This window comes from Vibrio aquaticus (genome assembly GCF_003970385.1).
Lineage (GTDB): Bacteria > Pseudomonadota > Gammaproteobacteria > Enterobacterales > Vibrionaceae > Vibrio > Vibrio aquaticus.
In genome coordinates this window covers 33,546-46,678 of sequence record NZ_RXZH01000013.1, presented here as the reverse complement: position 1 = coordinate 46,678, position 13,133 = coordinate 33,546, and the positions used below count along the sequence as shown (strand labels likewise).

10 protein-coding genes are annotated in these 13,133 nt (G+C 46.6%); 6 read left to right on the top strand and 4 right to left on the bottom strand.

Annotated elements, in window-relative coordinates; translation table 11 throughout:
• The first annotated feature begins 68 nt into the window (after window positions 1-68).
• Together gpsA and cysE are read left to right on the top strand one after the other, a co-directional pair.
• Window positions 69-1,100 (top strand): NAD(P)H-dependent glycerol-3-phosphate dehydrogenase, encoded by a 1,032-nt coding sequence (gpsA, locus tag EJ063_RS18655; protein WP_126575812.1) that lies wholly within the window; start codon window positions 69-71, stop codon window positions 1,098-1,100.
• A gap of 62 nt (window positions 1,101-1,162) precedes the next feature.
• Complete coding sequence (gene cysE / locus EJ063_RS18650; protein WP_126575811.1) at window positions 1,163-1,984, top strand: serine O-acetyltransferase; 822 nt, start codon at window positions 1,163-1,165, stop codon at window positions 1,982-1,984.
• Between the two features lie 186 nt (window positions 1,985-2,170).
• On the opposite strand, the gene EJ063_RS18645 is transcribed toward cysE, so the two are convergent.
• The 3 genes from EJ063_RS18645 to argE all read right to left on the bottom strand — a co-directional run bounded on the left by EJ063_RS18645 (window position 2,171) and on the right by argE (window position 7,253).
• Window positions 2,171-2,710 (bottom strand): PadR family transcriptional regulator, encoded by a 540-nt coding sequence (locus EJ063_RS18645; RefSeq protein WP_126575810.1) that lies wholly within the window; start codon window positions 2,708-2,710, stop codon window positions 2,171-2,173.
• Between the two features lie 421 nt (window positions 2,711-3,131).
• A complete protein-coding gene (ppc, locus tag EJ063_RS18640; RefSeq protein WP_126575809.1) occupies window positions 3,132-5,765 on the bottom strand; it encodes a phosphoenolpyruvate carboxylase in 2,634 nt (877 codons plus the stop codon).
• Between the two features lie 351 nt (window positions 5,766-6,116).
• Window positions 6,117-7,253, bottom strand: a complete 1,137-nt coding sequence (gene argE, locus EJ063_RS18635; RefSeq protein WP_126575808.1) for an acetylornithine deacetylase — start codon at window positions 7,251-7,253, stop codon at window positions 6,117-6,119.
• A 152-nt stretch (window positions 7,254-7,405) separates the two neighbouring features.
• On the opposite strand from argE, the gene argC reads away from it, so the two are divergent.
• From argC to argH, 4 genes are all read left to right on the top strand, one after another.
• Entirely contained in the window at window positions 7,406-8,410 is a 1,005-nt protein-coding gene (gene argC / locus EJ063_RS18630) for an N-acetyl-gamma-glutamyl-phosphate reductase (RefSeq protein ID WP_126575807.1), read from the top strand.
• 22 nt (window positions 8,411-8,432) lie between these two features.
• Window positions 8,433-9,224: an acetylglutamate kinase gene (gene argB / locus EJ063_RS18625; RefSeq protein ID WP_126575806.1), complete on the top strand. Its 792-nt coding sequence runs from the start codon at window positions 8,433-8,435 to the stop codon at window positions 9,222-9,224.
• A gap of 114 nt (window positions 9,225-9,338) precedes the next feature.
• Window positions 9,339-10,553, top strand: coding sequence for an argininosuccinate synthase (locus EJ063_RS18620; RefSeq protein ID WP_126575805.1), 1,215 nt, complete (start codon window positions 9,339-9,341; stop codon window positions 10,551-10,553).
• Between the two features lie 247 nt (window positions 10,554-10,800).
• Window positions 10,801-12,675 carry an argininosuccinate lyase gene (argH, locus tag EJ063_RS18615; protein WP_126575804.1) on the top strand — a complete coding sequence of 625 codons (1,875 nt, stop codon included), beginning with the start codon at window positions 10,801-10,803 and terminating at the stop codon, window positions 12,673-12,675.
• Window positions 12,676-12,831: 156 nt separating this feature from the next.
• Here the strand turns inward: argH and EJ063_RS18610 are convergent, their stop codons facing one another.
• Window positions 12,832-13,089, bottom strand: coding sequence for a DUF3624 domain-containing protein (locus tag EJ063_RS18610; RefSeq protein WP_126575803.1), 258 nt, complete (start codon window positions 13,087-13,089; stop codon window positions 12,832-12,834).
• Window positions 13,090-13,133 lie beyond the last annotated feature (44 nt).

The window sequence follows — 13,133 nt, the reverse complement described above, 5'->3', positions numbered from 1 at the left end:
TTCACCTTTCTCAGCACAGAGAGTCGAACCATAAGATTCTAGTTACCTAATGATAATCAGGCGGAACAATGACAGATAAGACCAACAATGCCTATGGAAAAGAGATTTCAATGACAGTACTGGGTGCTGGTTCATACGGTACTTCTCTTGCTATCTCTTTGGCACGTAATGGTGCGAATGTAGTAATCTGGGGTCACGATCCTGAGCACATGGCTCAGCTAGAAGCGGATCGTGCTAATCATGCCTTCTTACCGAATATCGACTTTCCTGAATCTCTAATCGTTGAATCTGATCTGGAAAAAGCCGTTCAAGCGAGCCGTGACCTATTGGTTGTCGTGCCTAGCCACGTTTTTGGTATTGTGCTTGAGAGCGTTAAACCGCACCTGCGTGAAGATTCACGCATTTGTTGGGCAACCAAAGGGCTTGAGCCTGAAACTGGTCGTCTTCTTAAAGAAGTGGCGTTCGATACTATCGGCGAAGGGTATTCTTTGGCGGTTTTGTCTGGCCCTACGTTCGCCAAAGAGCTTGCGATGGGTATGCCAACAGCTATCTCTGTGGCTTCGCCAGACGCTGACTTTGTTGCTGACCTGCAGGAGAAGATTCATTGCAGCAAAACATTCCGTGTTTACGCAAACAGTGACTTCATTGGTATGCAGCTTGGCGGTGCGGTGAAGAACGTGATTGCGATTGGCGCAGGCATGTCTGATGGTATTGGTTTTGGTGCCAATGCTCGTACTGCATTAATTACCCGTGGCTTAGCGGAAATGACGCGCTTAGGCGCTGCGCTTGGTGCTCAACCAGAAACCTTTATGGGCATGGCAGGTTTAGGCGATCTTGTTCTAACGTGTACCGATAACCAATCACGTAACCGCCGTTTTGGTTTGGCTCTGGGTCAAGGCAAAGATGTCGATACCGCGCAAGACGAAATTGGTCAGGTTGTTGAAGGCTACCGCAACACCAAAGAGGTCTTTTTACTGGCAGAGCGCATGGGTGTAGAGATGCCAATTGTTGACCAAATTTATCAAGTATTGTATCAAGGGAAAGATGCACACTTAGCGGCAAAAGATCTGCTTGCTCGAGATAAGAAAGCAGAAGCATAATTTTCCCGTAGGATTGAATGAACTGTGTATCTAGAAACAGGGATAGGATACTAGGAAAACCCATGAAACATTGCGAAAAACAGAAAGTCTGGCAAGCCATTGTTCAAGAGGCGAGAGACTTATCTGAACAAGAACCGATGCTAGCGAGCTTCTACCATGCGACCATTATTAAGCATGATAGTTTGGCTTCTGCATTGAGTTATATTCTTGCCAACAAGCTTAATACCGCGTCAATGCCAGCGATGGCAGTACGAGAGGTTGTCGAAGAGGCATTTAATGCGGATCCAAGCATTACAGAAGCGGCGGCTTGTGATATCTGCGCTACGGTCAATCGAGATCCAGCGGTCGCAATGTATTCAATGCCTTTGTTATACCTAAAAGGTTACCATGCCCTGCAAGGCTACCGCGTGGCGAACTGGCTGTGGAAGCAAGGCCGCATTGCTCTGGCGACTTATCTACAAAATCAGATTTCAGTCGCGTGTCAGGTAGACATTCACCCAGCGGCCAAAATTGGTCGCGCCATCATGCTCGACCATGCGACAGGTATTGTGATTGGTGAAACGGCAGTGGTTGAGAACGATGTTTCTATCCTGCAGGACGTAACCTTAGGCGGTACCGGCAAGGAGTGCGGAGATCGTCACCCGAAAATCCGTGAAGGTGTGATGATCGGTGCTGGGGCAAAAATTCTTGGCAATATTGAAGTGGGCGAAGGGGCTAAGATTGGCTCGTGTTCAGTCGTGCTTCAGCCTGTTCCGGCGCACACAACCGTTGCTGGCGTGCCTGCTAAGATTGTTGGTCGACCTAAGACGGATAAACCTTCGCTGGACATGGATCAACAGTTTAACGGTCGCTCGCAGAGTTTTATTGGTGGGGACGGCATTTAAGAAGAATGTGTTTCGGCAGGAAAATTTGTCATTCCATAGAGTGACGAAGGAGCGAGTAGGGAATCTTTATTAGTTTCCACTCGTTGTCAGAGATCCCTAACTCACTCGTACCTCGTTCTTGAGGATGACCGTGAAGAAAAAAGGCTTGGTGCATGCACCAAGCCTTTTAATTATTCCGCTTCTCGCTTAACCGAGCTCATTTAGCTCAGTGAGAACTTCTTCTGCCCACTCAATCCAAGCTTGGCGAAGTAGTAGGTTTCTACGCAGTGTTAAGCGCTCAAGACGTTGCTGTTTGTCTAGATTTGCTGATACTGGGTAGTAGGCATTTTCAATTTCTTGGTAATGAGCAACTAGCTTACGAGACTCTTCAACCAATTCAGCAAGCTGCTGACGGTAAGGCGTTGACGGTTGAACAGCACAAGCCATTAGCTTAGCTGAGAACTCATCACGTACCGTTGGGTGTGCAGTTGGTTGGTCGAACCATTCGCCTAGGGCAATACGGCCTGAATCTGTGATTGAGTAAACTTTGCGGTCTGGTTTGCCTTCTTGGGGCTCAAGTACACAAGTCACTAAGTTGTTCTGCGCCATTTTGTTTAGCTCGCGGTAAACTTGCTGGTGGCTCGCTTTCCAAAAGTAGCCGATAGTTGCAGAAAACTCTTTAGTGATGTCGTATCCAGTTGCGTCGCGTGTGCTTAGAACGGTTAAGATTACGTGTGGTAATGACATGTCTTCAATCCAAATGGTCAATAAACTCTAAATACAACTGCTTAATCTCTGTCGTGCTTCTTGAGGCACTCATCATCAGTATCAGAAAGCAGCACCAACTTACTGCGTTGGTCATGTCACCTTGAAAAGCCGTTTATCACCTAGGATCGATAAATGAATTATCGAAGAGCTGTAGCGTGTAGATTTTATATTATGTTACAGCGGCTGAGTATTATATCTAAATAATAAGCATAAAGTGGAATAGAAGGACAAAATAACCCAAAAAACTGACAAAAATCTCAATAACAAGATTTGGGTGGATAATAATCCTGTGAGTGGCGGTAAATTGTCTTAGTTTTTGTATGAATATTTTATCTTTTTGTGAATGGTATTAAAAAAGGCTGACGTAAAGACGTCAGCCTCAAGGGGTATTATCTGTAAATTAACCTGTGTTACGCATACCAGCAGCGATACCTGCGATAGTCACCATTAATGCTTCTTCAAGCTCTGGTGCTGACTCTTCGTTCTGACGAGTGCGGTACAACAGTTCAGCCTGAAGCATGTTCAATGGCTCAACGTAGATGTTGCGTAGGCGAATGGACTCTAAGCCCCAAGGGTCACTCTGCATCAAGTTCTCGTTGTTTTCTACGTTAAGTACTGCTTTGATGTCTTTCTGCAGTTGGTCACGTAAGCGATCACCCAGTGGTAATAGCGGAGTTTCTACAAGACGTTCATCGTAGTAGCGAGAAATCTCTAGGTTACACTTGGTGTAAACCATTTCTAGCATGCCCAAGCGAGTCGAGAAGAACGGCCACTCACGACACATCTCTTCTAACAGGGCTTGATGACCTTTATCAATGGAGTATTGAATCGCTTCACCAGCCCCAAGCCATGCAGGGAGTACTAAACGGTTTTGGCTCCATGAGAAAATCCATGGAATCGCACGTAAGCTTTCAACGCCGCCATTTGGATTACGTTTCGCTGGACGAGAACCCAGTGGCAGTTTGCCAAGCTCAAGTTCAGGTGTAGTTTGACGGAAGTAAGGAACAAAATCCGGCTCGCCACGAACGACGCTGCGGTAAGCTTCACAGCTCACTTCTGATAGAACGTCCATCAGATCGCGCCACTCTTGCTTAGGCTCTGGTGGTGGCAGCAGGTTTGCTTCTAGAATCGCACTTGCGTACAAGTTGAAGCTGTTTACGGCAACGTCTGGTAGGCCAAGCTTAAAGCGGATCATCTCGCCTTGCTCTGTCACACGTAGACCGCCTTTGAGGCTCTTCGGTGGCTGAGAAAGCAGTGCTGCATGTGCTGGCGCACCACCACGACCAATTGTACCGCCGCGGCCGTGGAATAGCGTCAGTTCTACGCCTTCTTCTTCGGCCACTTTAACCAGTGAATCCATCGCATGGTATTGCGCCCAACCTGCCGACATTACGCCCGCATCTTTTGCTGAGTCAGAGTAGCCGATCATGACCATCTGATGGTTCTGGATGAAGCCGCGGTATAAGTCGATACCCATCAGCTGTTTAATTACGGCTTCTGCGTTGTTCAAGTCGTCTAGCGTTTCGAACAGCGGGCACACGTCCATGCGGTAAGGGCAGCCTGATTCTTGTAGCAGTAGGTGAACCGCTAATACATCAGACGCAGTACGCGCCATTGAGATAACGTAAGCACCAAACGCTTCACGTGGCTGCGCTGCAACTATCTTACAGGTATCAAGCACTTCTTTAACGGCTTCTGAAGGTTCCCAGTCACGTGGAAGAAGTGGACGCTTAGAAGCAAGTTCATTAGTCAGGAAGGCTACTTTATCTTGCTCGCTCCACTGATCGTAATCTCCAATGCCTAGGTAGCGAGTTAGCTCTGACAGGACATCTGAATGGCGTGTACTTTCTTGACGAACGTCGAGACGAACTAGGTGAACACCAAAGGCTTTAATGCGGCGCAGCGTATCAAGCAGTGAACCATCAGCGATGATGCCCATGCCACACTCATGCAGTGACTGGTAACACGCGTATAGCGGTTCCCACAGTTGTTCAATGCGTTGTAGTGGCGCTTTCACTGCCAGCTTTTGACCGTGAATCTTAGCATCCAGAATTTCTTTGGTTTCGTTAAGTAGTGCGCGAAGCTCTTTAAGCACTGCACGGTATGGTTCGTGTTCATCATCACCGGCCAATGCGCGAACTGCGTCGTTACACTGCGTCATCGACAGTTCACTGATTAGCTCGTTAATGTCACCAAGGTAAAGGTCTGCCGCTTTCCAGCGAGAGAGCAGTAATACTTCACGCGTAATAGTATGAGTCACAAATGGGTTACCATCGCGGTCGCCACCCATCCAAGAAGAGAAGTGCACAGGGCGTGCATCGATTGGTAGGCCTTCACCAAGGTAACCTTCTAGGCGCTGATCGAGCTCGCGTAAAAAGTCTGGTACCGCTTCCCAAAGCGAGTTTTCAACAACGGCAAAGCCCCATTTTGCTTCATCAAGTGGCGTTGGGCGCTGTTGACGAATGGTATCAGAGTGCCAGCTCTGGGCGATAAGTTGTTCTAGGCGGCGTTCTGTTTTCGCACGCTCTTTAACCGACAGCTCGCCAAGCTCAAGCTTAGAGAGACACTCATTGATTTTGACCAACTTGTTGATCATGGTGCGGCGAGTGATTTCAGTTGGGTGAGCGGTCAATACCAGCTCAATGTTGAGATCACGAACGGCTTGCGCGGTATCTAGCTTACTGATGTCATTTTGTGCCAGTTTAGAGAATAGCGAGTTGATCGCATCTGGCTCGCAAACGTGAGCGTCACAGTGGCGAGAGATAGTATGGTACTGCTCGGCCATGTTGGTTAGGTTTAGAAATTGGTTGAATGCGTGAGCAACGGGAGTGAGTTGTTCATTTGGCAGGCTTTTAATCTCTTCGATCAAGCTGTCGCGATCTTGTTGATTGCCTGCGAGGGCGGACTTTGAAAGTTTACGAATGGTTTCTACTTTCTCTAGAAGTACGTCACCATGTGCGTCCTTGATGGTGTTGCCGAGCAAGTGTCCTAGCATGCTCACATTGCTTCTGAGAGCAGAGTATTTCTCGTTCATTGTCATCCTGCCTTGTAAAAAAATTACATTCAATGTTCCTTGTAAGGTAAACAATCTAGCGAAAAATGTCGCTCGGAGTCAATTACTGTAGGCTAAGTTTGCAAATATTGTGCAAGTGAATGTAACCCAATGCGAGCTATGCGATTGATTAATTATGTTGAAAATTTATTACAGAATTGGACGTATCTGTATTCTGTCATTCCTTAGAGAGAAGAATGACCGAGTAAGGAATCTCATAAAGTCTTCGGTTCTCTCCAAGAGATCCCCAACTCGTTCGTTCCTCACTCTTGAGGATGACAAACAAAAAAGGGTTGGTGTAAGCCACCAACCCTTTTCTTAAAAAGTCAGACACTAGAAGCAATACTTATGCATCGCTTTTGAAAGAACATCGATAGTTGGATCGATAAAGTCAAATGCCAAGAACTCATCGGGCTGGTGGGCTTGGTCAATTGAACCTGGGCCGAGTACCAATGTTGGACATAGCTGTTGCAAGAACGGCGCTTCAGTACAGTAGTTGACGGTTTCTGAGTCCACACCACAGATTTCTTCTACACCACCAATGAATGGGTGGTCGTGTTGACATTCGTAACCTGGAATCGGTTCGTGCAGTGGGGTAATCGCAATACGCCCCGGCCATTTTGCTTCGACTTCTTTCAGCGCACCACGCAGCATGTTATCGAGGCCGTCTAAACTGATGCCCGGCAGCGGTCGCACATCATAGTGCAGCTCACAACAGCCACAAATTCGGTTGGCACTGTCGCCGCCATGAATATGCCCAAGGTTAAGAGTAGGGCTAGGAATCGCAAACCCAGGGTGGTGGTACTCTTTGATCAGCTTGTCACGTAGCTGCATCAGAGCAAATAGAACTTCATGCATGATCTCAATCGCGTTAACGCCTAAAGCTGGGTCAGAAGAGTGGCCTGATTTACCTGTAACCCGTACCGCATTAGCTACGTGACCTTTATGGCCACGCACCGGAACCAGACTGGTTGGTTCACCAATAATGCAGTAGTCAGGTTTGAAAGGGGCATTTTCTGTGAAATGGCGAGCGCCAAGCATAGTGGTCTCTTCGTCACAGGTTGCAAGTATATAGAGCGGCTTGGTCTGCTTGCTCCAATCGACCTTCTTTACCGCTTCAATGATAAAAGCAAAAAAGCCCTTCATATCGGCCGTGCCTAAACCATAAAAACGATTATTGGCTTCTGTCAAAGCATGAGGTTCGTAATTCCAACGACCTTCATCAAATGGCACCGTATCACTGTGCCCTGCAAGCAGTAGGCCGCCTTCACCCGTTCCTTTCTTCGCAATTAAGTTGAATTTTCCTGCTTCGACTTCCTCAAGGTTGACTTCAAAACCGATGTCTTTAAGCCAAGTTGCCAGCTTTTCAATGACTTTGGCATTACCTTCATCCCAACTTGGATCTGTCGAGCTAATTGAAGAGGTGGAGATTAGGCCACTATAGACCTCTAGAAAACTTGGTAATTGCATAATTAGTTTACTTTCCCTGTTGACAGATTTGGGTTAAGAAGGTAAAACACATATTAAATCACTTTTATTGAATAAAAAACCAATAAAAGCAAAATAAATTAAATTAATAGTCACTATTGAGTGGCGGTTTTAAGTCGAAATGGATGTCTGAGATGCTAAAAACCACAATTATAGGCGCAAGCGGTTATACCGGAGCAGAGTTAGCGTTAATGGTGCACAAACACCCAGAGCTTACGCTAACAGGTTTATATGTTTCCGCCAATAGTCTAGATGCTGGTAAGAGCATCGCTGAGCTGCACGGCAAGCTAGCGGGCATTATTAGTCATTCAGTAGAGCCGTTAAAAGATCCGGCTGAAGTCGCCAAGCAGAGTGATGTGGTGTTTTTAGCCACTGCTCATGAAGTCAGTCATGATTTAGCGCCAATCTTTTTAGCTGAGGGTTGCCAAGTGTTCGACTTATCCGGTGCGTTCCGCGTGAAGAAGGAAGGCTTTTACGATGAGTTCTATGGTTTTGCGCATCAGCATGAAGCGTGGCTAGACAACTCGGTATACGGGCTTGCTGAGTGGAATGCGGAAGGGATTAAGCAGAGCCAGTTGATTGCGGTTCCTGGTTGTTACCCGACCGCTTCTCAGTTAGCGATCAAACCGTTACTGGATGAAGCTTTGGTCGATACCAACCAATGGCCAGTGATTAATGCGACGAGCGGTGTGTCAGGTGCAGGTAGAAAGGCCTCAATGACCAACAGTTTCTGTGAAGTGAGTCTGCAAGCTTATGGTGTGTTTAATCACCGCCATCAGCCAGAGATTGCTTCTCACCTTGGTACGGATGTGATTTTTACTCCCCACCTTGGCAACTTTAAGCGTGGCATTTTGGCCACCATCACAATGAAACTCAAAGCAGGCGTAACGGAAGCTCAGATCGCTGATGCATTTACGTCGGCTTACCAAAAAAAACCGGCAGTGAGACTGACAGAGTCCACATTGCCAACACTCAAGAATGTAGAGAATACGCCTTTCTGCGATATCGGTTGGAAGGTTCAGGGTGAGCATATCATTGTTGTTTCAGCGATTGATAACTTACTTAAAGGTGCATCAAGTCAAGCGATGCAGTGTGTAAACATCCACTACGGATTTCCAGAGCTGACTGCTCTTGTTTAATTGGGCAGGGAAGGAATAAGTGATGACAGATAACAAACAAACTCCATTAGTGATCAAATTAGGCGGTGCTGCACTGTCGTGTACTGAGACGTTAAGCCAGGTATTTGTGGCGATTGCCAACTACCAACAACAAGCTCAGCGACGAATTGTGATCGTCCATGGTGGAGGTTATCTAGTGGACGATCTTATGGCGAAGCTACAACTGGAAACCGTTAAGAAAAATGGTTTACGAGTGACCCCTTACGAGCAGATCCCTGTGATTGCAGGTGCATTGGCTGGTACGGCAAATAAAATGCTGCAAGGGCAAGCGATTAAAGATGGCCTTAATGCTGTTGGTTTAAGCCTTGCGGATGGTGGCCTATGTCATATCAAAGAGCTTGATCCAGAGCTAGGTGCGGTTGGCAAAGCGACCCCCGGTGATTCATCGATACTTCAAGCAGTATTAGCTGCAGGTGCATTGCCAATCATTAGTTCGATTGGTTTGACTGAGCAAGGCCAGATGATGAACGTTAATGCTGATCAAGCTGCGGTAGCAGTAGCGGGTAGCCTTGATGCGGAATTAGTCCTGCTTTCAGATGTGAGCGGTGTATTGGATGGCAAAGGTCATCTGATTAAAAGCCTCGATGAGAAACAAGCCCAAAGCTTGATTGATGGCCACGTTATCACTGACGGCATGATCGTTAAGGTTCAAGCTGCACTCGAAGCCGCTAACGACCTTGGTCGACCAATTGAAGTTGCAACTTGGCGCTACCCAGAAAAGCTCACTGACCTATTTGCTGGTCAAAGCATTGGTACCCAGTTTCTACCTCAGTAAGCAAATACGAAAGAATTGAAACTCATCGCTAAGGCGTTGAACATAATAGAATTAACAGGAAGTAACCCGTAGCACTGACCGCCAAGCGCAGCGCCGGGAATTTGGAGAAGTAAAATGAGCAAAGTTCAAGTAAATAAAGTAGTTGTCGCATACTCTGGCGGTCTGGATACATCAGTGATCATTCCATGGCTAAAAGAGAACTATGATTGTGAAGTAGTTGCGTTTGTGGCTGATGTTGGCCAAGGCGAAGAAGAGCTAGCAGGCATCGAAGAAAAAGCCAAAGCGTCAGGTGCTTCTGAGTGCTACATCGCTGACCTGAAAGAAGAGATGGTTGCTGATTACATCTACCCAACGCTAAAAACAGGTGCTTACTACGAAGGTAAATACCTGCTAGGTACTTCAATGGCGCGTCCAATCATTGCGAAGGCTCAAGTAGAAGTGGCACGTAAAGTGGGCGCAGACGCTTTATGCCATGGCTGTACTGGTAAAGGTAATGACCAAGTACGTTTCGAAGGTGCGTTTGCAGCACTAGCTCCTGACCTGCACGTAATTGCCCCATGGCGTGAATGGGATCTAGTGAGCCGTGAAGAGTGTCTAGATTACCTCGCAGAGCGTAACATTCCATGTACTGCATCTTTAACTAAGATTTACTCGCGTGATGCGAACGCGTGGCATATTTCTACTGAAGGTGGTGTTCTTGAAGATACTTGGAATGCGCCAAACGATGATTGTTGGGCGTGGACGGTTGACCCTGAGCAAGCACCAAACGAAGCGGAATACGTAACGCTGAAAGTTGAAAAAGGCGCAGTGGTTGCGGTCGATGGTGAGACAATGACGCCATACAACGCGCTTGTGTACCTGAATGAGAAAGGTGTGAAACACGGTGTTGGTCGTATTGATATCGTTGAGAACCGTCTAGTGGGTATGAAATCTCGTGGCTGTTACGAAACTCCAGGGGGCACCATCATGATGGAAGCACTGCGTGCAGTAGAGCAGCTCGTTCTGGATAAAACAGCGTTTGAATTCCGTGAAGAGCTAGGTGTGAAAGCCTCTCACCTCGTTTACGATGGTCGTTGGTTCACTCCGCTATGTAAATCTATCCTAGCAGCGTCAGAAGAGCTGGCTCAAGATGTTAATGGTGAAGTGGTTGTTAAGCTATACAAAGGCCATGCAATCGTCACGCAGAAGCGCTCAGATAACAGCTTGTACTGTGAAGAGTTTGCAACCTTTGGTGAAGATGAAGTGTATGACCAAAGCCACGCTGAAGGCTTTATCCGCCTTTACTCTCTATCAAGCCGCATTCGTGCGCTGAACAGCCAGAAAAAATAATCATATCTAGATTGAATTAACGAAAGCCCGTTTGTGAAAGCAAGCGGGCTTTTTTCATTCTCAAAGGATAAGAACACAAAAATCACTCGTGAATAAATATGTTAAAAAAGTGAATTAATACTTTATTTTTGTTTTGATTTGCCGTAACTTTGAACCATCATAAAATACTGAATACGATTCAGAGTCAATCTAAGCAATAACAGCAATTCACTATTTATAGTGAGCGTAGGTAATCAGGAGAAACGCAATGGCATTATGGGGCGGAAGATTTACCCAAGCGGCAGATACGAGATTCAAAGATTTTAACGACTCATTGCGTTTCGATTACCGACTAGCTGAACAAGATATCGTAGGTTCGATTGCTTGGTCAAAAGCCTTACTTTCCGTTGATGTATTAACGGAAGAAGAGCAACAGAAGCTTGAACTAGCTCTCAATGAGTTAAAGCTTGAAGTGATGGAAGACCCGCATCAAATCTTACGTTCTGATGCTGAAGATATTCACTCTTGGGTTGAGCAGCAACTGATCAGCAAAGTTGGTGACCTAGGTAAGAAACTTCATACTGGTCGTTCGCGTAACGATCAGGTGGCGACAGACCTTAAACTTTGGTGTCGTCAACAAGGTCAACAGTTATTAATGGCACTGGATCGCCTACAAGCTCAAATGGTATCTGTTGCTAAAGAGCATCAAGGTACGGTTCTTCCTGGTTATACTCACCTGCAACGTGCTCAGCCTGTGACGTTTGCTCACTGGTGTCTTGCCTACGTTGAAATGTTCGAACGTGATTACTCTCGTCTGCATGATGCAATCCACCGTTTAGATACTTGCCCATTAGGTTCAGGTGCGCTGGCTGGTACGGCCTACCCAATGGATCGTGAGCAATTGGCTCACAATTTAGGGTTTCGCCGTGCAACGCGTAACTCGTTAGACTCAGTTTCTGACCGTGACCATGTGATGGAGCTGATGTCGATTGCTTCGATCTCTATGTTGCACCTTTCTCGTCTTGCAGAAGATATGATTTTCTACAATTCTGGTGAATCTAACTTCATTGAGCTGGCTGATACTGTGACGTCAGGTTCATCTTTGATGCCACAGAAGAAAAACCCAGATGCACTAGAGCTTATCCGTGGTAAGACAGGCCGTGTCTATGGTTCTTTAGCTGGCATGATGATGACAGTAAAAGCACTACCACTTGCCTACAACAAAGATATGCAGGAAGACAAAGAAGGTCTGTTCGATGCGCTAGATACGTGGAACGACTGTATGGAAATGGCAGCGCTCTGTTTTGACGGCATCAAGGTGAACGGTGAACGTACTCTAGAAGCGGCGAAGCAAGGCTATGCTAACTCAACTGAGCTTGCTGACTACCTAGTGGCGAAAGGCATTCCGTTCCGTGAAGCTCACCATATTGTGGGTGTTGCGGTCGTCAGTGCCATCGCAAAAGGCTGTGCACTTGAAGAGCTTTCTATTGCGGAATTAAAAGAGTTCTCAGAGGTGATTGAAGCCGATGTGTACGACATTCTAACCATTGAATCATGTCTAGAGAAACGCAGCGCCTTAGGCGGCGTATCACCTAAGCAGGTAGCACATGCCGTTGAGCAAGCCGAAGGTCGTTTGACCCAGCGCGATACGTCTGCGGTGAAAGTGCGCCCTGCACGCCTAACTGATATTGAATCGTTAGAAGGCATGGTGACTTACTGGGCGAATATGGGGGAAAACTTACCTCGTTCTCGCAGTGAGCTAGTGCGTGATATCGGATCATTTGCGGTTGCTGAGCATCACGGTGAAGTAACAGGTTGTGCGTCATTGTACGTTTACGATTCTGGTCTCGCTGAAATTCGTTCGCTAGGTATCGAAGCTGGCTGGCAGGGTCAAGGGCAGGGCAGTGCGATAGTGCAATACTTAGTGGATAAAGCTCGCCAGATGGCAATCAAGAAAGTGTTTGTTCTGACTCGTACGCCAGAGTTCTTTATGAAGCAGTCGTTCTTGCCAACATCGAAATCGCTGTTGCCTGAGAAAGTGCTAAAAGATTGCGATCAGTGTCCTCGTCAGCATGCTTGTGATGAAGTCGCACTGGAAGTGAACTTAGTTGAGAAATCAATTGCACGTGTTAATGTTGCATAACTTACTGATTGCTAAGGTGTCCAAAAAAAGATCAAAAAAGATCGAATGTCTTTGGAACTAAAGAGAAAGGGCAGGGTCTATTAAAGTACCACTGCTTTTTCTTAGAAGAATCTAAGAAGGCCCCAAACCATAATTGGTTTTGGGGCTTTTTTCTTTCTACTCTTTGCCGCCGTTTCGTTTTCGCCACGGCAAGATGACAAAGCGCATCCATAAGTGCAAAGCCAGCAAACCATTAAACGCAAACCCTGCGATGAGTAAAGCAATAGACTCGATACTTTTCGGATCGTCTTTGAACAGAAACCACCACACTATCCAGCACAACACCGACAGTACGGTGAGCTGATCCATGCAGCGCTTACATCGGCCAATCTTTTTCCAAAACCAATCGCTATTTTTGCAGTATGGACATGTCATGATGAGTCTATTTAGGTAACATTAGTTGCCTAAGAATATCGCAA